The sequence below is a fragment of the Gordonia mangrovi genome, from assembly GCF_024734075.1.
GTDB lineage: Bacteria > Actinomycetota > Actinomycetes > Mycobacteriales > Mycobacteriaceae > Gordonia > Gordonia mangrovi.
In genome coordinates this window covers 2,163,581-2,187,410 of sequence record NZ_CP102850.1, presented here as the reverse complement: position 1 = coordinate 2,187,410, position 23,830 = coordinate 2,163,581, and the positions used below count along the sequence as shown (strand labels likewise).

At 68.1% G+C, this 23,830-nt stretch carries 23 protein-coding genes and 1 tRNA gene; 10 read left to right on the top strand and 14 right to left on the bottom strand.

Annotated features, from left to right (window positions below; translation table 11 throughout):
- Positions 1–121: 121 nt before the first annotated feature.
- The 3 genes from NWF22_RS10005 (at position 122) to NWF22_RS09995 (ending at position 2,986) form a co-directional block, all read left to right on the top strand.
- Entirely contained in the window at positions 122–838 is a 717-nt protein-coding gene (locus NWF22_RS10005) for a DUF8176 domain-containing protein (RefSeq protein WP_160901575.1), read from the top strand.
- A 156-nt stretch (positions 839–994) separates the two neighbouring features.
- Positions 995–2,197 (top strand): hypothetical protein, encoded by a 1,203-nt coding sequence (locus NWF22_RS10000; protein WP_233751024.1) that lies wholly within the window; start codon positions 995–997, stop codon positions 2,195–2,197.
- An 81-nt stretch (positions 2,198–2,278) separates the two neighbouring features.
- The gene (locus NWF22_RS09995) at positions 2,279–2,986 is read left to right on the top strand and encodes a hypothetical protein (protein WP_202398448.1); all 708 of its coding nucleotides are present in this window, start codon (positions 2,279–2,281) and stop codon (positions 2,984–2,986) included.
- A gap of 11 nt (positions 2,987–2,997) precedes the next feature.
- Here the strand turns inward: NWF22_RS09995 and NWF22_RS09990 are convergent, their stop codons facing one another.
- Positions 2,998–3,528 carry a DUF4190 domain-containing protein gene (locus tag NWF22_RS09990; protein WP_233751023.1) on the bottom strand — a complete coding sequence of 177 codons (531 nt, stop codon included), beginning with the start codon at positions 3,526–3,528 and terminating at the stop codon, positions 2,998–3,000.
- Between the two features lie 493 nt (positions 3,529–4,021).
- Here NWF22_RS09990 and NWF22_RS09985 point away from each other — a divergent pair, with 493 nt between their 5' ends.
- Positions 4,022–4,243 carry a hypothetical protein gene (locus tag NWF22_RS09985; RefSeq protein WP_160901573.1) on the top strand — a complete coding sequence of 74 codons (222 nt, stop codon included), beginning with the start codon at positions 4,022–4,024 and terminating at the stop codon, positions 4,241–4,243.
- Between the two features lie 27 nt (positions 4,244–4,270).
- Here the strand turns inward: NWF22_RS09985 and NWF22_RS09980 are convergent, their stop codons facing one another.
- Positions 4,271–4,453: a hypothetical protein gene (locus NWF22_RS09980; RefSeq protein ID WP_160901572.1), complete on the bottom strand. Its 183-nt coding sequence runs from the start codon at positions 4,451–4,453 to the stop codon at positions 4,271–4,273.
- A 118-nt stretch (positions 4,454–4,571) separates the two neighbouring features.
- Here NWF22_RS09980 and NWF22_RS09975 point away from each other — a divergent pair, with 118 nt between their 5' ends.
- Both NWF22_RS09975 and NWF22_RS09970 read left to right on the top strand, forming a co-directional pair.
- The gene (locus tag NWF22_RS09975; RefSeq protein WP_160901571.1) at positions 4,572–5,093 is read left to right on the top strand and encodes a peptidylprolyl isomerase; all 522 of its coding nucleotides are present in this window, start codon (positions 4,572–4,574) and stop codon (positions 5,091–5,093) included.
- Positions 5,090–6,034 carry a rhomboid family intramembrane serine protease gene (locus NWF22_RS09970; protein ID WP_202398491.1) on the top strand — a complete coding sequence of 315 codons (945 nt, stop codon included), beginning with the start codon at positions 5,090–5,092 and terminating at the stop codon, positions 6,032–6,034. Before NWF22_RS09975 ends, NWF22_RS09970 begins: the two co-directional genes overlap by 4 nt.
- Before the next feature lie 20 nt (positions 6,035–6,054).
- On the opposite strand, the gene NWF22_RS09965 is transcribed toward NWF22_RS09970, so the two are convergent.
- Both NWF22_RS09965 and crgA read right to left on the bottom strand, forming a co-directional pair.
- A complete protein-coding gene (locus NWF22_RS09965) occupies positions 6,055–6,561 on the bottom strand; it encodes a PH domain-containing protein (protein ID WP_160901569.1) in 507 nt (168 codons plus the stop codon).
- Positions 6,562–6,675: 114 nt separating this feature from the next.
- Complete coding sequence (crgA, locus tag NWF22_RS09960; protein WP_160901568.1) at positions 6,676–6,966, bottom strand: cell division protein CrgA; 291 nt, start codon at positions 6,964–6,966, stop codon at positions 6,676–6,678.
- A 211-nt stretch (positions 6,967–7,177) separates the two neighbouring features.
- On the opposite strand from crgA, the gene NWF22_RS09955 reads away from it, so the two are divergent.
- The gene (locus NWF22_RS09955) at positions 7,178–7,861 is read left to right on the top strand and encodes an aminodeoxychorismate/anthranilate synthase component II (RefSeq protein WP_160901567.1); all 684 of its coding nucleotides are present in this window, start codon (positions 7,178–7,180) and stop codon (positions 7,859–7,861) included.
- A gap of 56 nt (positions 7,862–7,917) precedes the next feature.
- Here NWF22_RS09955 and pknB read toward each other — a convergent pair whose 3' ends face one another.
- The 7 genes from pknB to NWF22_RS09920 all read right to left on the bottom strand — a co-directional run bounded on the left by pknB (position 7,918) and on the right by NWF22_RS09920 (position 17,620).
- Positions 7,918–9,846, bottom strand: coding sequence for a Stk1 family PASTA domain-containing Ser/Thr kinase (pknB, locus tag NWF22_RS09950; RefSeq protein WP_160901566.1), 1,929 nt, complete (start codon positions 9,844–9,846; stop codon positions 7,918–7,920).
- Positions 9,847–9,950: 104 nt separating this feature from the next.
- Complete coding sequence (locus tag NWF22_RS09945; protein ID WP_160901565.1) at positions 9,951–11,336, bottom strand: protein kinase domain-containing protein; 1,386 nt, start codon at positions 11,334–11,336, stop codon at positions 9,951–9,953.
- A complete protein-coding gene (locus tag NWF22_RS09940) occupies positions 11,336–12,841 on the bottom strand; it encodes a penicillin-binding transpeptidase domain-containing protein (RefSeq protein WP_160901564.1) in 1,506 nt (501 codons plus the stop codon). The genes NWF22_RS09945 and NWF22_RS09940 overlap by 1 nt, the downstream gene beginning before the upstream one ends.
- Positions 12,838–14,268, bottom strand: coding sequence for an FtsW/RodA/SpoVE family cell cycle protein (locus NWF22_RS09935; RefSeq protein ID WP_160901563.1), 1,431 nt, complete (start codon positions 14,266–14,268; stop codon positions 12,838–12,840). The genes NWF22_RS09940 and NWF22_RS09935 overlap by 4 nt, the downstream gene beginning before the upstream one ends.
- Positions 14,269–15,741 (bottom strand): PP2C family protein-serine/threonine phosphatase, encoded by a 1,473-nt coding sequence (locus NWF22_RS09930; RefSeq protein ID WP_160901562.1) that lies wholly within the window; start codon positions 15,739–15,741, stop codon positions 14,269–14,271. It lies immediately after the preceding gene.
- A complete protein-coding gene (locus tag NWF22_RS09925; protein ID WP_160901561.1) occupies positions 15,738–16,205 on the bottom strand; it encodes an FHA domain-containing protein FhaB/FipA in 468 nt (155 codons plus the stop codon). Before NWF22_RS09925 ends, NWF22_RS09930 begins: the two co-directional genes overlap by 4 nt.
- Positions 16,206–16,384: 179 nt before the next feature.
- The gene (locus tag NWF22_RS09920) at positions 16,385–17,620 is read right to left on the bottom strand and encodes an FHA domain-containing protein (RefSeq protein WP_160901560.1); all 1,236 of its coding nucleotides are present in this window, start codon (positions 17,618–17,620) and stop codon (positions 16,385–16,387) included.
- 370 nt (positions 17,621–17,990) lie between these two features.
- Here NWF22_RS09920 and NWF22_RS09915 point away from each other — a divergent pair.
- Positions 17,991–18,073 (top strand) — tRNA-Leu (locus NWF22_RS09915).
- 83 nt (positions 18,074–18,156) lie between these two features.
- Complete coding sequence (locus NWF22_RS09910; RefSeq protein WP_258321376.1) at positions 18,157–19,599, top strand: cytochrome P450; 1,443 nt, start codon at positions 18,157–18,159, stop codon at positions 19,597–19,599.
- A 41-nt stretch (positions 19,600–19,640) separates the two neighbouring features.
- Here NWF22_RS09910 and NWF22_RS09905 read toward each other — a convergent pair whose 3' ends face one another.
- The 3 genes from NWF22_RS09905 to NWF22_RS09895 all read right to left on the bottom strand — a co-directional run bounded on the left by NWF22_RS09905 (position 19,641) and on the right by NWF22_RS09895 (position 22,450).
- Complete coding sequence (locus NWF22_RS09905; protein WP_160901559.1) at positions 19,641–20,216, bottom strand: class F sortase; 576 nt, start codon at positions 20,214–20,216, stop codon at positions 19,641–19,643.
- A 16-nt stretch (positions 20,217–20,232) separates the two neighbouring features.
- The gene (locus NWF22_RS09900) at positions 20,233–20,928 is read right to left on the bottom strand and encodes a hypothetical protein (RefSeq protein ID WP_160901558.1); all 696 of its coding nucleotides are present in this window, start codon (positions 20,926–20,928) and stop codon (positions 20,233–20,235) included.
- A 115-nt stretch (positions 20,929–21,043) separates the two neighbouring features.
- Positions 21,044–22,450, bottom strand: coding sequence for a sigma-70 family RNA polymerase sigma factor (locus NWF22_RS09895; RefSeq protein WP_160901557.1), 1,407 nt, complete (start codon positions 22,448–22,450; stop codon positions 21,044–21,046).
- Between the two features lie 125 nt (positions 22,451–22,575).
- Here NWF22_RS09895 and NWF22_RS09890 point away from each other — a divergent pair, with 125 nt between their 5' ends.
- Positions 22,576–23,412: an SDR family NAD(P)-dependent oxidoreductase gene (locus NWF22_RS09890; protein WP_160901556.1), complete on the top strand. Its 837-nt coding sequence runs from the start codon at positions 22,576–22,578 to the stop codon at positions 23,410–23,412.
- The last annotated feature ends 418 nt before the right edge of the window (positions 23,413–23,830 follow it).

The window sequence follows — 23,830 nt, the reverse complement described above, 5'->3', positions numbered from 1 at the left end:
CGACGTACCTGCCTGGCCGGCGGGGCAAGGTGCGCCCGCTCACCAATTGGCTCGCGATCTCGCGTCGGCCCGATTGGTCGGCGCTGGTGCACCTGTCCCACAGAGCGTCTCACCAGATCCGATGTCATTCGCGCCCGAGCAGAGTTCCCGAAGCGACTCGCCTGCTGACAGTGTCGACGACTACCCGGACACCGAATACCAACCGACAGCATCGGACGACGGCGATCCCTTCGAACTGATGCGTGTGCGGTCCGCCAAGACCAAGACCAAAGATGGTGCGCCGAGTTTCGTCCGCAAGCACCGCACGGCGCTGATCGGCACGGTCGCAACTGTCGTCGGTTTGGTGGTGGTGAGCGCGGTTGCGATCGGCCTTCTGACCGGCCAGAGCGACGACGACTCGACGACGACCCAGGCGGACGCGGTCGCCAGTTCGCCGGCGGACGTCTCGGATCCGGCAGCGGTGGCCGATGCGTGCCCGTCCCTGTCCGACGGTGCAGTGACCACGGGCAACGATGCCGGAGATCAGAAGACCGGCCCCGGTGCGATCAAGGCCTTCAACTGGGGGTATTACGTCGAGCGATCTGCTCGTGCGGCACGAGAAGTCGCAGCGCCGAACGCCGTCGCCCGCGAAGGTGTGTTGCAGAGCTTCATCGACCAGGTGCCCGAGGGCAGCACGCATTGTCTGTCGATCACCGATGAGGGCAACGGGACGTACGCGGTGGTGCTGACCGAGATCCCACCCGACCCCGACGCCGCACCCATTGTCTATCCCCAGATCATCAAGACCATCCGAACCGACGGCAAAGTGTTCATCGCCTCGATCACAAGCGAGGAATGACCGAGCCACCTCGGTCGTGATCGCGAGTGAGCAGCACGACCGAGCAGCTACCCACGACCAGACCCGGGCATCGAAAGGAATCAGACGACAATGGCGAATCCACCCAAGCGGAGGGGTCGACACCGCGCTGAAGAAGACCGGCGGACCCCTGTGCTGATGACGGTGACGTCGGCAGCGCTCGCGGCGTCCATCGCGACCGGCTTCGCCGCCGGCATGGCGAACGCCGTGCCGCACCAGGGTGGGACGAGCCCCAGCGATACCGCGCCTCAGCAGGGTGGGACAACCCCCGACGCGCAGGCGGTGCCGCAGCAGGGCGGCACCACCCCGACGCCTGATGTGGCGCCGGTCAACGTGCCCGGACCGGGTGTCATCCCGGCACCGCCGCAGGAAGCTCCGTACCAGCCCTACGTCGAGCCCAGCACCTACACGGCCCCCACCTACGAGGACGCCTACAACCCGGTGCCGCAGGGACCGCTGACGGCGCCCAAACCGGTTGCGCCCGTGCGGCCGATCGCCCCGCCGCCCGAGAAGATCCGTGTCGGCAACTACATCACCGACATCCCGGAAGGCATGTCGGAACGGGACGTCAACTCCATCAACGCGTGGGCCGCCTACGGTGAGGCCAAGATCGCGCAGGGTCTGATCTCGATCGGCGTACCCGAGGACGAGGCGACCCGGCAGGCGGCATCGACGATCATTGGTGTGGCGCTGGGTGGTACGGCGGGTGCGGCGGCCGGAGCGGTGCCGGGTGCGGTGATTGGTGCGCCGATTGGTCTCGCGGCGGGAACAGTTATCGGTGCGGTCTACAATGGTGTCGCGTTCGCGTGGACCGGACCCACCACCCCACAGTGGTGGGGATTTGTCGGCCTCGGCGCAGCCGCCGGCGCGGGCATCGGCCTGGCCGCCGGCGCTGCGGGCGGTGCTGCGCTGGGTGCCGCCACCGGCGCCGTCATCGGCGGAACCGCCGGCGGCGCACTCGCGTACGCGCTCGGCGCCGGTGACCCCGGCGCGAACCCGGACGAACCGTGGAAGCAGGGTCGGCCCGATGCCGAGCCGCTGCCCAATCCCGACGCCAACCAGTTCGAGCTGGAACTGTCCCCCGAGGACGCGCAGAAGGCCGGCCTGCCGTCGGTGTCCTACGTGGTGAACTCGCGTGGGGACGTTCACGCGTCGGTCAACGGCATGGAACTGAACTGGACGGTCGAACAGGCGATGGCGCCGTATGGGCTACTCGGTGCAGCCGGACCGCAGGCCGAGAAATCCGCCCTGCAGGCCACCAAGCAGCGCACCGATCAAGCACAGAACGCCAACCCGGATCTGCATGTGGCCTGGCCGCAGGAGACGGCTCCGGAAGCCTGAGTGGTCGAAGGCTTCCTACACTGACTGTGGCCTGCCGCGTGGCGGGCCACAGTCGCGACCAGACACAGTTCGGAAGAGACGATGACCGAGGACATGCAGGGACACGGTGGTCCCATCCCGCCACCCTCGTACAACGAGCGCAGTGTGGTCGTCTGCGGAACCGCCGGGGGAGTGGGCACGTCGGTGGTCTCGGCGCTGCTGGCCGAGTACCGGGCGGCCGCCTCGTTGCACGGCGCGTCCTGGTGGGTGGATGCCGCGGGCAATGACGGCGATGTGCACCAACGTCTGCGGGCCACCGGCGACGAGGCGCTGCTGCGGACCGCGGCCGGAACCGGCCTGCTGCCTGCTCCCGAAGCCGCGATCACCGACGTGGTGGCGCACACCTGGCGGTTCGGTGCGATCCCGGTCGTCGATGCGGGCGCCCGGCCGCTGACCGCGCTGCCCGAGTTGTGTTCGCCGGAATTGGCCGACGTCACACCGGTTCTCGTGGTCGGCCCGCGACCGGATCTGCTCAACCGGTCGCGCGAGGTGTTCTCCGAATGGGACCACGCAGGCGTCCTTCGTCGCACCATCGTCGTGATCTGTTGCCAGGTACCGACGTTGAACCACCAAGCGCTCACCGGAATGCTCACCGATGCCGTCACCGGGCAGGTGGCCGGCGTGATCGGCTTGGACTACGAACCCGTGCTGGGTGCCGGCACCGCGCTCGACAGTGCTGCACAGCAACGCTTCTCACCGGCCACCCGGCTGGCGATCCAGGAACTTGCCGCGGTCACCGTGCGCCGGTAGATCTTTCGGATCTACGAACCCTGACCCGCGATCCAGAAGTACGTCACCAGGCCCAGCACGATCACCGCGAGATACAGCCAGCCGATCCAAATCGCCACGCGGGCAAAAGGTTCGCCGAGTTCTCGCGTCCGGGCGATCTGCGATCGTGATCGATAGCCGAGGTAGAGCCCGATGGGCGAGGTGATCCCCAGAAGTGAGAGCACCAGGGCCCAGATCGCCGTCCGGTTGGTGCGTCGCGGCTTCGCCGCCTGCGACGTCCGAGCCGGCTGATTGCGCGTGGGCACCTGTTCCTCCGGGCGTTTGTCGTCGTCGATCTCGATGCTCGAGTATGCCTGCGCCGGCTTCGACGGCTGATCCTCGTCCATCGCTGTGGTGGTCGACGAGGTGGCCGCAGGTGCCGGCCCCTGCAGGGGCCGGGAGTCGTCGGCCTCGGCGGCCGGTGTCGGTTGCTGGGCCTGTGTCTCGGGTGCCGGCTCCGGCTCCCGGGACACCCGACTCGTCTGTTCGTCGGTCGGCGGAACCGCTACTGTCCGGGTCGGCATGTCCCCCGGCGGCAGGAAACCCCGTGAGGTGCCGCTCGGCCGCGGTGGGCCGGCATACGGCCGGCCCTGGGGTCCCGCGGTGGGCGGGCCGGGTCGAGGCGCACCGGGCGCTCCCGGCGGCGGGGGCCGTCGTCCGGGCGGCGGCCGATAGCCGGGCGGCGGAGGACCACCGCGCGTCGGTGGCGGGCCGGTGCGTCCGCCCGGGCCGGTCGCCCACGGCGGGATGCCGCCCCCCGGGCCACGTTGCGGTGCCGGCCGTGCGCCGGGTCCGGGACCCGGAGCGCCTGGACCGCGTGCCGGTCCGTGGCGGGTGGGCGGACCACCCGACTGTGCTGCACCGGACTGCGCCGTACCCGACTGTGCCGTACCCGACTGTGCCGTACCCGACTGTGCCGTACCCGACTGGGCCGTACCCGACTGTGCCGTATCCACCTGCGGAGGCCGCGGCATCGAGCGGTTCTGTGGTGGCGTCGGATGACCACCGGGCGATGGTGTGGCTGATCCCGGCGACGTGACGGGCGCCGTCGGCGGCCGCTCCCAGGGCGCCGACACCGGAGTACTCGGACTGGCGTCGCCGTCGGCGTCCGCACTGTTCCGGGTGGTGCCCGGATCAGGAGTCGGACGCGAGCTGTCGTCGGTGGTCACTGTTCCAAATTACCGTTTCCGCAGGACCGCTGTTCGGTCGCCGGCCGTGCGGATGCCGACCGCAGCCTGACCCGCGCTCGTCAGGATCGTCACGGGATCACGACGCCGCGGAATCCGCGTCGGCACCGTCGGTGACGGTGCGAAGGTCCTCCACGCGTGGCACGGTCGCCGACACCGGCGGGATCTCCCGGCGGGAGCGCTGCAGAATGCCGACGGTGATCGCCGCGGCGAACAGCGCGGCGACACTCGATACCCCGGCCCACACGTACTTGTTCGACATGCCCACCAGCGTGCCAGCTGCCCAGGTCGCCTGTCATCTCGGGTGTAGGCCTTCCATCGGTGTCACCTGCGGTCACCGGCCACAGACCCTTCATCGGCAGAAGTGGTTGGATGGTGATGTGACTACTCAGAAGCAGACCGCGACTCTCAAAACCAACCGCGGCGACATCGTTGTCGAACTCTTCCCGAACCACGCACCCAAGACGGTGGCCAACTTCACCGGCCTCGCGGACGGCTCCAAGGATTACAGCCAGCCCAACGCCTCCGGCGGCGACAGCGGACCGTTCTACGACGGCTCGGTGTTCCACCGCGTCATCGAGGGCTTCATGATCCAGGGCGGCGATCCCACCGGCACCGGACGCGGCGGACCGGGCTATCAGTTCGCCGACGAATTCCACCCGGAACTGCAGTTCGATCGCCCCTACCTGCTGGCGATGGCCAACGCCGGACCGGGCACCAACGGCTCGCAGTTCTTCATCACCGTGGGCCCCACCCCGCACCTGAACCGCCGGCACACCATCTTCGGCGAGGTCAGCGACCCCGCATCGCAGCAGGTCGTCGACGCCATCGCCACCACGTCGACCGATCGCGCCGACCGCCCGCTCGACGAGGTGGTCATCGAGAAGATCGAAATCAACTGACCGGCCCGCAGTATCCCGGCCCGCAGTACACCGCAGGTCCGCCTGCGGTGTGCTTTCGGCACCCCGACCGTCCCACCGGCCTGTCCTGCAGCCGGTGCGGACGGCCGGCGTGCCCCGAGTGTCTCCGGCCCGCCGCGGTCGGACAGCACTGTGTCGACTGCCTGCGCAATGACGGGGTGCAGCGATCGACCGCGGCCCCGACGTTCGGCGATCGGGGCATCCGGCCGATGGTGGCGAGCCCGATGGTCGCCGCACGGCCATACGCCACCTACACGCTGATCGCGATCAACCTGGTCATCTTCGCGCTCTGCGCGATGCAGGCCCGCGGGTTCGACATGCTCGACTCGCGGCTGTTCGTCGACCTCGCGTTGGTGAAACCCTGGGTCGCCGACGGCGAGTACTGGCGGTTGTTCACCGCAGGGTTCCTGCACTTCTCGATCACCCATGTCGCGGTCAACATGATCTCGTTGTTCATCCTCGGCCGCGACCTCGAGATCGCCATCGGCATCCCGCGCTACCTGGGGGTATATGTCACGTCGCTGCTCGGTGGCAGTGCCGCGGTGATGGCGTTCGGCTCCGACATGTCGATCAACGCCGGGGCGTCGGGAGCCATCTACGGCTTGATGGGTGCGGTCCTGATCGTGGTCCTCAAGGCCCGGGTGTCACCGACACCGGTCATCTCCATCATTGTGCTGAACCTGGTCCTGTCGATCACGATTCCAGGCATCTCGCTGCTGGCCCACGTGGGTGGTCTGGTGTTCGGCGCCGCCGCAACCGCGGGCATCATCTTCGGGCCGCAATGGTTGCTGTCACCGGATCGCCGGTCGGCGGTCGCGGCCGCCCGCATCGGCTGGATCGTCATCGCGGCGCTACTCGTGGTGGCGTTGGCCGTCAGCGTGGCGGTCGGGATGTCGTATACCGGCATCCGCGTCTACGGCTGACGCCGACCCGCGGTCGTCGGTCACCTGCGTTCATCGTCGACGACGAACCCGGCCAGGCGCAGGTCATCGGCGACCGCGCCGAGGTCGGCGCCCAGATCCCAGCGGCTGAACACCACCAGCCGGGTGTCGTCGCGCAACGCATCCACCGGCGCGGTCGCCGGTGCGTCGTGGTGGAGGACATCGAACTCCAGCTGACCGGTGCGCCGGCCGATACGGCGGAAGTCGAGCAACCGGATCCGGTCGATCCGATCCCGCGGATAGGTGTGCGCCCCGCCGATGGTCCGGACCCGGATCGCCGGCTGCCCGTCCGGTGTGGAGGTCACCGCCAGACGCGGCCGAATGAGCAACGCGTAACCGGAGAACCCCAACAGCAACAACCCGGCCGCACCCATCAGGACCAGTCCCGCGGGATCGCCGGCCGCCCACACCGCGGCCAACAACAGGATCAGGCCCCCGATGCCCAGGGCCCCGGCGGCGGGACGAGGAGTGGCCCATTCGGTTGTGGATAGAGGGGCAGAGTTATCCACAGGTTTTACTCACAGTGGGGATGACTTACACACATGTGATTTCCACAGTGTGAATGAATTACACACATGTGAGTAGCTTCTGTGGACGGACGATCGAGCACGTCCGTGCACGCGTCAGCGCCACCGCATGGTCATCAACAAACCGACCACCATCAGCGCAAACCCGATCAAGAAGTTCCACGGACCCAGCTCGTACATCCAGTTCAGCGGCTTGCCCTCGGCGCCCAGCGCGGACGGGGTGGCGACCAGATAGAAGACGATCAGCCAGGCCAGGCCGAGCAGCATCAGGCCGAGCATGATCCACACGTAGATGTTGCTCGAAGGACCGGCTTTCACCTTCACCGGCGTCCGGCTGGCCGGGTTGATGGTGTAATCGGTCTTCTTCCGGACTTTTGACTTCGGCATGACTTCCTCTGTAGTGCTGAACAGCTCATCGGGCTGTCGGTCGGTCGCGACGGTACCGGGATGATCCCCCGTTGGGCGGTCCGCCGCTCGCAAAAGGTGTTCCTCTACGGTATCTCACCTGGTCGCCGACCCCCCAACGTCGCGAAGAGGCACCGCGGCGGCGGCGAAATCCGCTCGACCGGCGTGGGGTCGCCCAAGGTAGCCTGACGGGGTGAATCAGCCGCCTGTGCACGAGGGATCGGGGTCTGCCGCCGGTCGCATCCTCGTCATCGACAATTACGACAGCTTCGTCTACAACCTGGTCCAGTACCTGGGCCAACTGGGCGTCGAGGCGGTCGTGTGGCGCAACGACGACCCACAACTGGCCGACCCGGCTGCCGCGGTCGAGGGCTTCGACGGCGTGCTGCTGAGTCCCGGTCCGGGCACCCCGCAACGCGCCGGCGCCACCATCCCGATGGTCGGCGTCGCTCGACAGTCCGGGCTCCCGCTGCTCGGGGTGTGCCTGGGACACCAGGCCATCGGCGCGGCCTTCGGCGGCACCGTCGACCGGGCCCCCGAACTCCTGCACGGCAAGACCTCGCAGGTCATCCACGAGGATGTCGGCGTGTTGGCCGGCCTGCCGAGCCCGTTCACCGCGACGCGCTATCACTCGCTGACCGTGGTGCCCGACACGATTCCCGACGAGTTGATCGTCACCGGCCGTACCGAATCGGGCATCGTGATGGCGATGGCGCACCGCGAGCTCCCGATTCACGGGGTGCAGTTCCATCCGGAGAGTGTGCTCACCCAGGGCGGGCACCGCATGCTGGCCAACTGGCTGGGGATCTGCGGCATCCACATCCCGGAATCCCGCGTCGCCGTGCTGGAGTCCGAGATGGCGGCGGCGGTCGGCTGACGTCGGATACAGCCCGCAACCAGAGGGTCGAGCGGGGGGTTGCTGCCGAACGGGGATCAGCCCGGCAGCAGACTCGCCTGACCGACCACCACCGACACCGTCCCGCCCTTGCGCACCCGGGATCCCGGGGCCGGGGTCTGGCTGAGCACCTTGTCGTTGTCGGGGCTGGTGATGGGTACGTTGCGGGTGGTCTGGTTCAGGGTGCCGCCGCCCCAGCCTGCGTCCACGAGGCGGGCGCGGGCCTGCTGCACGGTCTGACCTCGCAGGTTGGGCATCACGAACATGTTGCCGCGCGACACCACGATCTGCACCGTCGCGCCCTGCTCCACGGTGGCCCCGGCCGACGGTGAACTGCTCACCACCTGCCCGGCCGGGAGTTCGGAGTCGCCGGACACACTGACGACCTCCAGCCCGACCTGCTCGAGGACGGTGCGCGCCTGATCCTCGGTCTGGCCGGTCACATCCGGCACGGTGATCTCCTTGGGACCGTTGCCCACGAGCACCACGACCGCACCGTTCACCGGCGCCTCGGCACCCACCGGCGGGGTGGTACCGACCACCCTGTCCTTCAGATCACCGGTCGAGTCGACCCGATCGGTCCGGACGTTGGAGAACCCCAGCACCCGCAACGCCTCGGTCGCCTCATCGGGTGTCTGACCACGCAGATCGGGCATCTGATGACGCTGCGGGCCGGTCGAGATGTACAGGGTGATCCTGGACCCCTCGGTGGCCAGCACGTTCTCGGCCGGCGCCGAGCGGGTCGCCGAGCCGGCCGCCACGTCGAGACTGGGTTCCTCGAGTTCTTGCACGGTGAACCCGGCTGTCTCCAGACTGGCGCGAGCCTCGGTCGCGGTCTTGCCCGCGACCGCCGGGACCGGGATCTGGGCGGCGGTGCTCGATCCCCACGGCGACCACAACAGCAGACCGGCGACCAGCGCGATCACCGCGGCCACCGCCGTGCCGATGATCAACCCGAGCCGGCGCCGCCGCACCGGCTGCTCGTCGTCGCCGTCGTCATCGTCGCGGCGATGCGAACCGCCGGTCACCGCGCGCCGCGGACCGGAATCGGTCAACGACCGCCGGGACATGCTGTCGATGAACTCGGTGCGGTCGGCATCCGACATCAGCATCGGCGCCGACGGGCGGCCACCGGCGAGCACCTTGATCAGATCCGACCGCAGATCGGCGGCCGACTGGTAACGGTTCGCCGGGTTCTTGCTCATCGCCTTGAGCACCACCGAATCGAGCTCGCGCGGGATGTCCTCGCGAATCGACGACGGCCACACCGGGTCCTCGTGTACGTGCTGGTGCGCGACCGCGACCGGGGAGTCGCCGGTGAACGGCGGCTCGCCGGTGAGCAGTTCGAACAGCACGCAACCCATCGAATAGATGTCGCTGCGCGGGTCGACCTTGATGCCGCGAGCCTGCTCCGGCGACAGGTACTGTGCGGTACCCATCACCGCCGAGGTCTGCGTCATCGTCGAGGTGGTGTCGCTCATCGCGCGGGCGATGCCGAAATCCATCACCTTCACCGCGCCGGCCTTGTCGATCATCACGTTGGCCGGCTTCATGTCGCGGTGCACGATGCCGTTGCGGTGCGAGAAGTCCATGGCCGCGGCCACGTCGGCCATCCATGTCATGGCCTGGCGCGGCGAGACCGGACCGTTGGACCGCAGCACGTCGCGCAGGGTGTCGCCATCGACGTACTCCATCACGATGAACGGCAGCGGGCCTTCCTCGGTCTCTGCCTCGCCGGTGTCGAAGACCTGCACGATCGTCGGATGGTTGAGTTTGGCGGCGTTCTGCGCCTCGCGGCGGAACCGCAGATAGAAGGTGGGGTCGCGTGCGAGGTCGGCGCGCAACACCTTGATCGCGACGTCTCGGTGCAGTCGGAGATCCCGCGCGAAGTGGACCTCCGACATCCCGCCGAACCCGAGCGTCTCGCCGAGTTCGTAACGGTCCGAGAGATGGTGCGGCGTCGACATCACGTTGCGCTCACCATCTTTCGCAGCTCCGAGCACGACCACTCGAGAGCGATCGTCGCTCTCGGGCCGACAGCGTCACCGACACCCCTCCCATTATCGCCACCTCATCGACCGGACAGGCCAGGGATCGTGAACGTCGGGAAGACCGGGTTGTCGGCGGTCGGCGCACCGGGATCGGTGGTGTCGGGTGTCTGGGGCACCGTCGGATCCTCGGTGGTGGGTTCGGGTGTGGTGGTTTCGGTGGTGGTCGTCGGTTCCTCGGTGGTCGTCTCGGGCTCGGGCTGTACCTGTTCCTCGGTCGTCTCGGGGACGGTCGTGGTGGTCTCGGTCACCGTGGTCGTCGACGAGGTCGCCGGCACCCCCGGCGACGACGAGTTCAGGTTCAGCAGCCAATAGCCGATCAGCACCAGTGCGGCGATGAGCAACGCGCCGGCCACGCCCGCGAGCACCTTCTGCCCGGTCGTCCAGCTGTTGTCGTCGGCCGGCGGCATCGGCCGACTCGGCGGCCGGCTGGAGGTGCGGGCGGTCGCCGGCTGGGTGGACGCCCCGGTCATCGCTCGGGTCTGCTGCGGACGCATCGCCGCCGCGGCTGCGGCCCCGCCGACCGCACCGGCCGCGGCCGCTCCCGCGATGGCTCCCGGCCGCGGCGGACGGTGCCCGGCACGCACGGCGGCCACCGCGTCGGCGAACTCGCCGCCGTTGGCGTAGCGCTGCTGCGGGTCCTTGGCCATCGTCGTGTCGATCAGCTCGCGCACGTTGGCCGGCACCGTGTTCGGCAGTGGCGGCGGGGTCTCGCGGATGTGTTTCATCGCGACGGTGATCGCCCCGTCCCCCAGGAACGGGCGGCGACCGGTCAGCGCCTCGTAGCCGACCACACCCAGCGAATACACGTCGGATGCCGCGGTCGCCTCGTCACCGGTGGCCTGTTCCGGCGAGATGTACTGCGCGGTGCCCATCACCATGCCCGTCTGGGTGACCGGCGCCGAGTCCACCGCCTTGGCGATGCCGAAGTCGGTGATCTTCACCTGACCGGTCGGCGTGATGAGGATGTTGCCCGGCTTCACGTCGCGGTGCACCAGGTGCTGGGTGTGTGCGGCCTGCAACGCCCGACCGGTCTGTTCGAGCATGTCGAGGCTGTTGGTCAGCGACAACCGGCCCATCCGGGAGATGACCGAGTTCAACGGCTCACCGTCGACGAGCTCCATCACCAGATAGGCCAGTGGTTCGCCGCCGCCCCGATCGGGTGTCTCGCCGTAGTCGAAGACGTTGGCGATGCCCGGATGGTTCAGTTTGGCGGTGGTCTGCGCCTCGGCCCGGAACCGTGCGGTGAACTCCGGGTCGTGGGTGTACTCGGCCTTGAGGACCTTCACCGCCACTCGCCGATTGAGCCGGGTGTCGAGTGCCTCCCATACCTGGCCCATGCCACCGGTGGCGATGAGACGCATCAGCCGGTAGCGGTCGGCGATGGTGGTGCCGCTCTGCAATGTCATCAGCTTGCACCTCCTACCAGGGCATTGATCACAGCTCGTCCGATCGGCGCGGCCACCGCGCCACCGGTGGAGGCCGGGCCCAGGTCACCGTTCTCCACCACGACCGCCACCGCGACCTGCGCGTTGGCCGACGGGCCGAACGCGATGTACCAGGAGTACGGCGTCTCCGACTCGACATCGGAGGTCGCGGAGTGCTCGGCGGTACCGGTCTTCGACGCGATCGACACCGGACCGCCGGCGCCGGCGGTGTTGCGTTCGGAGTCGATCATCATCGACGTCAGCGTCGCCGCCTGATCCGAGCTGATCGGTTCGTTGATCGTGGTCGGTTGGGTCGTCTGCAGGGTACGCAGATCGGCGGCCTGCAGCTTGTCCACCAGGTAGGGCTGCATCCGCACGCCGCCGTTGGCGACCGTCGCGGCCACCATCGCCATCTGCATCGGGGTGACCCGCACGTCGCGCTGGCCGATGGAGGCCTGGCCGAGGGCGGCCAGGTCCGGGATCTCGCCGACGGTGGACTGCGACACCGGCAGGGGAGTGTCCGGCTGCTCCTCGTCGAGGCCGAATCGATTCGCCGTCTCAGTGAACACGGTGATCGGGTCCTTCATCTTGGTCGTCGTCAGGTCGACGAATGCCGTGTTGCAGGAGTACTCGAACGCCTGCGAGAGCGACACCGTGCCGCCCGACGACCCGGGGCACGTCTGGCCGCCGTAGTTGCTCAGCGACGTCGCGGTGTCGGGCAGGGTGATCGACGATGCCGCGGTCAGTCGCACGTCCGGGGTGATGCCGTCGCGCAGCGCCGCTGCACTGGTGATCACCTTGAACGTCGATCCCGGCGGATAGAGCTGGTTGACGGCCCGGTTGAGCATCGGGTTGTTGATGTCGCCGGGCTGGTTCCACGCCGCCCAGCTGCGCTCGCGCACATCCTGATCGTGGCTGGCCAGCCTGTTGGGGTCGTAGCTCGGCGACGACGCCATCGCCAGGATCTTGCCGGTGTTGGGCTGCAACGCCACCACCGCACCGCGACAGCCACCCTGGCAGCCGTTGCGCAGGCCGTCGTAGGCCACTCGCTGCAGCCGCGGCATCACCGTGCTGACCACGTTGCCGCCGCGCGGATCGCGCCCGGAGAACATGTCCATGAACCGCTGCCCGAACAGCCGGTCGTCGTTGCCGTTGAGGATCGAGTTCTCGTACAACTCGAGCCCGGAACTGCCGTACTGGAACGAGTAGTAGCCGGTGACCGGCGCGAACGCCTCGGCGGTGTTGGCCGGATAGGTGCGCAGGAATTTCAACCGGCTGTCGGTGGGCACCGACACCGCGACCACCGAACCGGTGTCGGCGGTGATGGCGCCGCGCTGGCGGGAGTACTCGTCGAGCAATACGCGGTTGTTGCGCGGGTCCGCGCGCAGCGCATCGGCCTTGAACACCTGCACGTAGGTGGCGTTGGCGAGCAGGGCGACCACCATCACGATCACCGCGATGGACACCCGCTGGATCGGCTTGTTCATCGGCGCACCGCCTGGGTGGGCAGCGAGTCGATGCTCTTCGGTGGGGGACGCCGGCGCGTGGGGTCGGGTTCGCGGGCCGCATTGGAGATGCGGATGAGCAGCGCCACCAGGATGTAGTTGGCCAGCAGCGACGACCCGCCGTAGGACAGGAACGGGGTGGTGAGGCCGGTCAGCGGGATCAGTTTGGTGACGCCGCCGACCACCACGAAGATCTGCACGGCGATGGTGAACGAGAGCCCGGTGGCCAGCAGCTTGCCGAAGCTGTCACGCACCGCCACCCCGGTGCGCAGGCCGCGCATTACGAAGATGAGGTACAGCATCAGGATCGCGGCGAGGCCGGTGAGCCCGAGCTCCTCACCGACGGTGGCGATGATGAAGTCGGTGTTGGCGAACGGCACGATGTTGGGCCGTCCCGAACCGAGGCCGGTGCCGAACAGGCCGCCGGTGGCCAGCCCGAACAGACTCTGCCCGATCTGGTAGCCGGAGCCGTCGAAGTCGCTGAACGGATCCCGCCAGACCTCCACCCGCACCTGCAGATGGCCGAAGATCTGGTAGGCGATGAACGCGCCGATCACGAACAGCGTGATGCCCAGCACCAGCCAACTCGCGCGTTCGGTGGCCACGTACACCATCGTGAGCACCGTGGAGAAGATCAGCAGCGAGCTGCCCAGATCCGACGAGTAGGCCAACACCGCGATGGAGACGAACCAGGCCGCCAGCAGCGGCCCGAGGTCGCGGGCGCGCGGGAAATCCATACCGAGGAAGTGCTTTCCCGCGGTGGTGAACAGGTCACGCTTGGACACCAGGAACGCGGCGGTGAAGATGATGATGAGGATCTTCGCGAACTCGCTGGGCTGAATCGAGAAGAACGGCAGGATGATCCAGTTCTTGGAGCCGTTGATCTCCGACATCGACGACGGCAGGATCGCCGGGATGATCAGCAGCACTAGGCCACCCAGACCCAGCGTGTAGGCATACCGCGACAGGGTGCGGTGGTCGCGCACCAGGATCAGCACCGCCGAGAACGCGATGATGCCCAGCACCGCCCACAGCAGCTGTTGATCGGCGTTGTGGGTGACGTCGGTGTCGTTGATGGTCTCCCCGGTGGGGCCGGTGCCCAGGTCGAGCCGGTGGATCAGTACCAGGCCGAGCCCGTTGAGCACCGCGACGACCGGCAACAACAGCGGATCGGCATGTGGTGCGTAGCGACGCACCACCAGATGCGCGGCCCCGAACAACACCGCGTAGGCGGCGACGTACTTCGCCAGGTCCCAGGTGAGGCTCTGCTCCTGGGCGGACTGCACGATGAGCAACGCCACCGTCACCAATCCGATGGCGAAACCGAGCAGCAGCAGCTCGGCGGTGCGGCCGGTCTGTTCGGGAGGTTGGCGCGGCGGAGCGTGGACGGTCGCGGACGGTTGACTCATCTAGTGGCCCCGGCAGATCTTGTTGCCGTCGTTGTCGTACTGGGGCGCCACCGTCGACGACGTGGTGGTCGATTCGGTCGTCGACGGCGCCGGGGAGCTCGCCGGTGTGGGTGTCGGTGGTGTTGCGGGTGTGGCCTGCGGGGCCGGCTGTCCGGGTGTGGGAGCCGGGGCCGGGGTCGGCGTGGGCTGCGGATCCGGGCACAGCGGAAGGAAGTTGAGCGCCTCGACGCGGTCCTCCGCGTCGGCGAGTGGCATGTTGCGGATCGAGTTGCCCTCGACGGCGTTGCGGTCGAGTTCGGCCAGATCGGAGGTCTGCAACGGGGTGCAGGTGTCGGACGTGTCGTATTCGACGAACTCCACCTGCGGCTGCTCCTGGTCGAGCCCGGTCACGCACACCGACTGATTGGCCGAACTGAGGTCGAGGAACATCACCGTGTCCGGCGATCCCTGGTAGATCACCACCTCGTTGCTCTGGGCGCCCACGAAGTAGCTGTTGCGCACCATCGCGCGGGTGACGAACGCACCCACGACGATCAGGGCGATCACCGCCAGTGCGGTCCCGGCGAACACCCAGCGGCGCCACGGTCGGTGCGGTGGCGTGTGGTCGTCGTCGGTCATGATGGTGGGGCGTTGCGGCTTCTCCGCCGGGGGGCGCAGGGCGGCTGCGCGTCCGGCTGCGGTCGCCGGGTTCGGGGTGTAGCCCTCGTCGTCACCGCCGGCGGCGCCGCCGACGATGGGCCGCGAATCGCCATACTCGGTGTCGACGACATCGGCGACAATGACCGTCACGTTGTCGGGTCCGCCGCCGCGCAGCGCGAGTTCGATGAGCCGGTCGGCGCATTCCTTGTGGTCGGTGATGGAGCCGAGCGTGTCGGCGAGGGTCTCTTCGCTGACCACGTCGGACAGGCCGTCGCTGCACAGCAGGTAGCGGTCGCCCGCGCGGGCCTCGCGGATGGTGAGGGTCGGTTCCACCTCTTGGCCGGTCAGTGCGCGCATGATCAGCGAGCGCTGCGGATGGGTGTGGGCTTGCTCGGCGGTGATGCGCCCCTCGTCGACGAGGGTCTGCACGAACGTGTCGTCGCGGGTGATCTGGGTGAGCTGGTCGTCGCGGTACAGGTAGCCGCGGGAGTCGCCGATGTGGCACAGGCCGATGCGGCTGCCGGCGAACAGGATCGCGGTCAGGGTGGTGCCCATGCCCTCGAGTTCGGGGGAGTGGTCCACCTGTGCGGCGATGGCCGCGTTGCCGTTGTGCGTGGCCCGGTCGAGCTGGGCCAGCAGGTCGCCGCCGGGTTCGTCGTCGTCGAGGGTGCGCAGCGCCTGGATCACCAGCTGGCTGGCGACCTCACCGGCCGCGTGACCGCCCATGCCGTCGGCGAGCGCGAGCAGCCGCGCACCCGCATACACGGAGTCCTCGTTGTTCGAGCGCACCAGTCCACGGTCGCTTCGCGCGATATAGCGCAGTACCAGGGTCACGGTCGCAACTCGATCACGGTCTTGCCGATCCGGATCGGCGTGCTCAGCGGGACACGCACGGCGGTGGTGACCTTCGAGCGGTCCAGGTAGGTGCCGTTGGTGGAGCCGAGGTCCTCGAGGTACCAGTCGTCGCCGCGACGGGACAGGCGGGCGTGCCGTTCGGATGCGTAATCGTCGGTGAGCACCAGCGTGGAGTCGTCGGCGCGTCCGAGCAGCACCGGCTGGGTGCCGAGCGTGATCCGGGTGTTGGCCAGGGCGCCCTGGGTGACGACCAGGTAGCGCGCGGAACCGCGGGCGGTGCGTGCACTCGACCGATCCCGTTTGTCGCTGCGCGTGTAGCGCGCCAGTCGGCTGCCGCCGGCCGACGCGATGTCGGCCCGCAGGGTTCGGATGACGGCGTACACGAACAGCCAGAGCAGCAGCAGGAACCCGATACGGGTCAGCTGCAGCACCAAGCCCTGCATTTAAGAGTTCACCTCCAGCGCCATCACTTCTCGGCCCACGCGTTCCACCCCGGGCGCCGGTCGTACAAACGGACCCGACTGCATCTTATGGGCAGACCGCGCTTTCCCCTTCATTGAGATGTGACAGTTCAGTATCAACGCCCGGTCTCCTGGTGAGAGACCGGGTGAATGGGCGGTGACTACTGGAACCGGACGGTGATGTCGGAGTGGCCCACGCGGATCCGGTCACCGTCGGCGAGTTCCCAGCTGCTGACCTGCAGATCGTTGACGGTGGTGCCGTTGGTGGAGTTCAGGTCGGTCAGCATCGCGACGCTGCCGTCCCAGCGGATCTCCACATGCCGGCGGGACACGCCGGTGTCCGGCAGACGGAACTGGGCGTCCTGGCCACGGCCGATGATGTTGGAGCCTTCGCGCAGCTGGAAGGTGCGGTTGCTGCCGTCCTCGAGGAGCAGGGTGATCGCCGCGGGTGCATACCCCGGACGGCCGTACCCCTGGTCGTAGCCGCCCTGCTGGCCGTAGCCGTAGACGGGCTGGCCGTAACCCTGCGGGTAGTCGCCCTGCTGGTAGTCGTAGCCCTGCTGGCCATAGCCCTGGTCGTAGCCGCCCTGCTGGTAGCCCTGGTCGTATCCGGGCTGGCCGTATCCCTGCTGGCCGTAGCCCTGGTCGGCGTAGGCCTGGTCATAGGCACCCTGCTGGGCGTAGGCCGGGTCGTAGCCCTGCTGGTAGCCCTGGTCGTATCCGGGCTGGGCGTATCCCTGCTGTGCATAGCCCTGGTCGGCGTAGGCCTGCTCGTAGCCCTGCTGGCCGTATCCCTGGGGGTAGCCGGCCTGCTGGTAGTCGTAGCCACCCTGCTGGCCACCCTGGTCGTACGCCGGGTCGGTCCCCCTGCGCTGGTCGTATCCGGGGTTGTTGGTCATCTGTGGGGCTCCTACTTGTCGATGTGCACTTTGGGGGTGCTGCTCTGCCTGTGGTGCGTGCTGCGCCGCCGGATCGTGCGGCGCTGGTGGATCTTGTCGGCCGGGCGACATCGGTCTGGGTCGGGCATCCGGATTCACCGAGCCGTGGGCACGGAAGATACCGGTATGCAATGACGGGGACTCGTCGAACTCTACGACGACGCGGCCATATGTTTGCCAGCCGTTGTCGGAGATGAAGTTCTCGAGGTGTTTGGAAAAGGTCTTGCGGTTGAGTTCGTATTCGGCCGCGACGTGCTTGAAGTCGGTGGAGCTGAACTGCAACCGGTAGCTGTTGGGGGCGAGAATCGCACCGTCGCCGAGATTGCGCAGACCCTCCTGCGCCTCGCGCTGCAGGCCGCTCTCGATCTCCTGCGGGGCCACCTGCCCGCCGAAGACACGCGCGAAGCTGTCGTCGACCGCTCCCTCGAGCTTGCGTTCGATACGCTGCAAAATACCCACCGGCGACCCTCCCTTCGCGGCTTGCTGCACACGGCTGTGGCGTGTCGCCGTGCGTATGGCCTTGATAGATGATACCGATTCTGACCATTTAGCCTGGGTCGACGTCAATGCAGCAACGTTCGCAACATCAGCAACAGCGACGTCGTGCTGTTCACCCTACCTGCCATACCAACGCTGACCAGCGCATACGGGTGTATTTCCGATCACGAACAGGTACATCCACGTCGCCAAACACGCCCACCCCCGTCGACCGTGCCCCGTTTCCCGTCGAGTGGGTCCCGTTCGCGGTCGACTGTGTCCCCTGAGCGACGCGTTTTGCTTCCGTCCCGTCGACCTTGCTATCGTTCTCGGGTCTCACGCAGACAGCCACGGGCGAGTGGCGGAATGGCAGACGCGCTGGCTTCAGGTGCCAGTGTCCTTCGGGACGTGGGGGTTCAAGTCCCCCTTCGCCCACTGACTGACAAAAGGCCAGGGTGCACAGTGCATTCTGGCCTTTTGTGTGTCGCGAGTCCGCGGGACCGGGGAGGCTGTGCGACGTGACCAGTTCGTCGAGTGGAATGCCGCTGAACGCATTGCCGTTGAGTGCGTTGCCGCATCCGCCGGGTCGGCTGCCCGTCCTCGGCGATGTGCGGTCCGTGGACCGTCGGCGCCCGACGCAGCACGAAACCGAACTGACCCGCGAACTCGGCCCGATCTTCCAGCGCGAGTTGCTCGGCAACCGGCTGGTGGTGGTCGGCGGAGCGGATCTGGCTCGGCAGACGCTCGATGAGGAGTCCTGGGGGCGTGTACTGGTCGGGCCGTTGGCACAGTTGCGTGCGGTCGCCGGCGCCGGTTTGTTCACCGCGCGGACGAGGGACCCGCTGTGGGGTCAGGCCCGTCGGATCCTGACACCGGGCTTCGCACAGGCCGCTATGCGCGTCTATCACGATGCGATGGCAAGTGTCGCCGACGATCTCACGCAGAAATGGACGGAGTCGCCGGTCATCGACGTGCACCGCGATATGACCGCCGCCACGCTGGAGGTCATCGGGCGCGCCGGCTTCTCCCGTCGCATGGGGCTACTCGGGTCCGACGATGGCGCGGCTGACGGCACCGGCGAGTTTCTGGACGCGCTGGGCCGAATTCTGTTGTGGGCCGGTGAATCCACCAACGACGTTCCGATGCTGGGCCCGATACGCGAGGTTCTCGGATCGCGGCGCCGTAACGCCGACATCGCCACCGGTCGGCGCTTCGTCTCGTCGATCATCGAGACCCGGGTACGCGAGGGCGCCCGCGGTCGCAACGACCTCCTCGGGCTGATGTTGGAGACCGCGGACCCGGAGACGGGCGAGCGGCTCCCGTTGCGCAACGTCACCGACCAGGTGCTGACCTTCCTGGCTGCCGGCCATGAGACGACCGCGGCGCTGATGGAGGTGGCCCTCTACTATCTCGCGGCCGAACCGGAGGTGGCCGATCGGATCGCCACGACCGAACTCGACGGAACCGCCCTGACGTACGAGAACGTCGTCAGGCTGCGGCAGATCCGCGCCTACCTGAACGAGTGTCTGCGCCTGTGGCCCCCGGCGCCTGGATTCTTCCGGCTGGCCCGCACCGACCAGGTGCTGGATGGCTATCACGTGCCGGCCGGCCGCGCCGTTTTCGTGCTCGCGCTGGCGGCGCAACGCGATCCCGCCGTCTGGGGTCCCGATGCCGACCTGTTCCGGGCGGACCGCTTCCTCGGTGAACGCCTCACCGCGAGCTCGCGAAAGTTCTTCGCCCCGTGGGGTACCGGACCCAGATCATGTATCGGGCGACAGTTCGCAATCCACGAGTCGTCGCTGCTGTTGGCGTCGGTGTTGTCGAGATTCGACCTACGGCTGGAGAAGCCGACCGACCTGGTGATGCGCGAGCGCGCCACCCTGCGGCCCGAACCGTTCACGCTGGTGGCCAGCCCACGGACGACAGTTCCGGCCGCACCTGTAGCTTCTGGCCGCAGTTGAAGGTCCAAGCCGGAACCCGCAACTGCGGCCAGAACTTTCGGTCAGTCCACCAACGACGCATACACGAGGTAGTTCTCGTCGGTGGGCTGCCCGTCGACCACGAAGCAGGTGACCAGGATCAGCCGGCCGGGCACCGCCTGCCACACCTCGTCGTAGCGGTCGAGATTCCATTTGTCGTACGTCGCGGTCGCATCGACGCGGTAGGTGCGTGACCCGGCGGTGGTGTCGAGCTGGATCTGCGCACCGGGCTCGACTCGCTGCAGCGGCGCGAACACCCCGTCACCGTTGTGGATGGCGTGTCCGGCGAGGTAGACGGTGTCGGCCGAGCCGGGGGTGCCGCGTTCGGTCCACCACCATGCGTCGTCCTCGGTGGGCGGATCGATCTCCCCGCTATCGTCGACGATGGGCCGCACCACCGCGTCGACCTGCACCGACGGCACCGTCAGTCGGACCGGTTCACCGACCGGAGCGGTGCGGGTCGCCGACGGCTCGGTGCTCCCGGAGAGCACCTGTGGCGGCTGCACATCGGTGGCGCCACCGCACCCGGTGAGCATCAGCACGGCCATCGCGAGTGCTGCCACCGCGGTGATCAGCACGAGGAATCGTCGTGTGCGCATCACTGATCCCCGCCGATCAGCGGTTGGGCCGACGGATCACCGCGACCGCGGTACCGCCCACGATGACCAGGGAGATGGCGCCGCCGAGCAGCCCGGCCTGCGTGACAGATCGCTCGTCACCGGTGTCGAAGGTGGGGCGATCGGTGGTGATGACCGGCTTCTCCTCGACGATGGTCTCCGGCGGCACGCAGTCGCCTTCTTCCTCGCAGTCCGTGGGCTTCGGGCAGTCGTCCTCGTTCTCGTTGTCGTTGTCGTTGTCGTTGTCGTTGTCGTTGTCGTTGTCGTTGTCGGGCGTCGGGCACTCGTCTTTGCCCCCGTCGTCGCACGGCTCGCAATAATCCTGGCCGTCCGGGCACACCCAGCAGTCGTCCGAGTCGTCCGGGCAGGTGCCGTCCTCTTCGCACGGATCGGGCTGCGTCGGATCGGTCGGCGGGGTCGCCACATCGTCCGGTTCGCCATGGCCCGGATCGGGATCCTCGCCGCCGCTGGGCGGGTGGAGGACGCCGGGTACGCCGGGGTCGGGGTCGCCGACCGGCGGCAGCAGATCGTCATCGGGGCCCGGAGGCGGCGGCGCGATGGTCGCGACACCGTATCCGGGCTGGAACGGCTGGGCGGGGCTCTCGGCGAACGCGATCCCGGCTCCGGGTGCGGATAGTGCGGCGGCGACGGCGGCTCCGATGACGACGCGGCGGGTGGTGGTGAGGGTGTGCATGGCTGGCTCCTGGGGTCCGAGGCCGACCGTTGTCGGCCTTCGGGTGTAGGAGTCAGCAGCGGCGGAAGCTGCAACACTTTTCTCAGAGAATTTGTTGAACTCGCGAAATGGCAGGTCAGCGCAGTGTCGGACCGGCGGGTCCGCTGGTCGGGCCGCACAGCGGAGGGCAGGCGGCCGGGTCTGGGTCCGGCGCGGGTTCGGGCACGTTCGGGTCCGGAACATCAGGGTCCGGCGCACCAGGATCGGGCTGCGGCTCCTCGCCGCGCCCCCCCGACTCCGGCTGCGAAGACACCGACGGCCGGACCGATTCGCTCGATTCGGACGGCGTTCTCGACTGGGACGGACCCTCCGGCACCGACGTCACCTCGGGCGGCGGCAGCACGGGCCCGGCGGGGTTCGACGTCGGCCCGACGGTCGTCGCGGACCTCGGCGGGGTCACCGCCTCCACTGTCGGCACCTCGACGACGGGTGTCGGGTCGACCTCCTCGTCGGTCCCGACGGCGACCGCTGCCACGATTGCCCCCGCCGCCAGCAGCACCGTCACCGCCGCCGTCGTCCACAGCCACCAGCGATGCCCACCCGGCGCCGCGACCGGATAGTCCCACGCCGGTTGCCCCGCGATCATCGTCGTCGACTCGGCCTCGGACGCCACCTGGCCACCGCTCGCGTCGACCGCATCGGGTACCGACGCGGCGTGCGCGTCGCCGGCCCCGTGGGCGTAGGCGGCCAGTACCGGCTCGGCATCGGTGACGACCCGTTCCCGCAGCACGATGGGAGCGGCCAGCATGGGCAGGGCCACCAGGATCGCCGCCGGGCTGAAGCGCCGCCGCCGCTCGCCGGTGCAGGTCGCACAGTTGTCGACGTGTTTGGCAATCCGCTTGCGCCACAGCGGCGTGAACTCGCCATCCCAGGCCCGCAACATCTCGGTGAGCTCGTCGCACCCTTCGCCGCCCGCCCGGGCCACCAGCAACGTGCCGAGACTGCGCTCGAGGGCCTTACGGCTGCGCGAGGTCAGCGCCGTGACATGTGATGGCGTCACTCCCAGCACGGCGGCGATCTCGGTGTTGTCGAGGTCATGGCGCAAGCTCAGCTCCACCACCTCACGGTCCTTCGGCGAGAGGCCGTCCAGCGCCGACCGCACCAGCTCGCGGATCTCCTGCCGGTGCAGATCGGCATCCGGCAGGTCGTCGTCGGCGGTGTCGTGCCAGTCGGTGAACACGGTTTCGCGTTTGGCACCCCGCAGCATGCGCAGACACTCCGACCGCACGATCGCATACAGCCACGGCCGCAGTCGGGCCGGATCGCGGAGCTGATCGATCCGCGCCACAGCGACGAGAAAGCTGTCGTGGGTGACGTCGGCGGCACGCTCGCGACTGCGCACCATTGAGTACGCGAAGGTGTGCAGCGCTGCACCATAACGGTCGTAGACGGCGCCCAGCGCCTGCATATCGCCGGTGCGCAGCGCGGCCACGAGCCTCTCATCGGCGGGTCCGGGGCCGCCGGCCTCCAGTGGTACGGACATCGCGGTCTCCCAGGGTCGGGTGCGAACGGGTCATCGTGATGGAGGCGCCAGAGTGTTCCGATGCAACAGTTTTCCGCGGACGGTTTCGCGCGGGCTACCGTCGGAGGGTCGTCGAAAGGATCACCATGCCGTCATTGTCCGCCGGCCTGTTCGACCTGATGCAACGCCGGACGCTGCTACCCGCTCCGGTGGAGCAGGCGCTCACCGGGCCCGGCCGCGACGTCGCGGGGCTGACCGTGGTGGTGACGGGGGCGTCGGCCGGGATCGGGCGAGCTGCGGCGCGGTTGCTCTCCGAACGGGGCGCCCACGTCATCGCGGTGGCGCGGCGCAAGCACGAATTGCAGACCCTGTCCGATGAGACGGGAGCAGAGCATAAGGTCTGCGACCTGTCGGATGAGTCCGCGATCACCGAACTGGTGGCGTACCTCGTCGAGCGGGAGGTGGATGTCCTGGTCAACAACGCCGGCCACTCGATCCGCCGGTCGATCATCGACTCGACCGACCGTCTGCACGACTACCGGCGGACGATGCAACTCAACTATTCCGCAGCTGTACAGCTGAGTCTGGGGTTGTTGCCGGGCATGGTCGATCGAGGCCGCGGTCAGGTGGTGAACGTCTGTACCTGGGCGTTGATGGCCAACACCTTCCCCCGATTCTCCGCGTATGGAGGTTCCAAGAGCGCCCTCGCGATCTTCGGACGCAGTCTCAACGCGGAGCGGCCGCATCCGGGTGTGCGCGCCACCAACGTGCACTTCCCATTGGTACGGACCGAGATGATCGCTCCAACTGCCGAATACGACGATGTGGATGCTCTCACCGTCGACGACGCGGCGCGGTGGATTCTGCGTGCGGTGACCCACCAACCCAGCGAGGTCGCGCCCGCGGCGCTGCGGGCGCTCCTGCCGGCGATCGACTACTTCACGCCCGGCACCGCCGACCGGGCGATCGCGTCGCTCACGTGACGCACTGTGGCGGTGCCGGCATCGATGAGGTCACCAGAGGAAGTTGCCGACGGCACTGAGAATGCCGTACACGAGATCGGCGATCAGACTGAACATGGCGCACCTCCCTCCGATGACCTGGGATTACCCGCGTAAGTGTAATCCAGATCACACCCGGGAGCGATGGGGATGCTTCGGTCGGACGACCCCAGGGTGAGGGTGTCGGAACCCTGGAGACGGCGAAACGCCCGGACTCACCGCCGTTGCGAATATCCCGTCCGATCTCCCGCCGGCGTGAGAAAGGCAAGTTCTCACCCCGGGCGATTACGGAGTTGTACTCGAGTCGAGTACGGGATTGATCAGTGAAAAGAGAGTTCAGGGGGGGAACGACTCTCGCTTGCGTTGATCATCACGCAATGTCGGTGAGGCCGGGCGATCA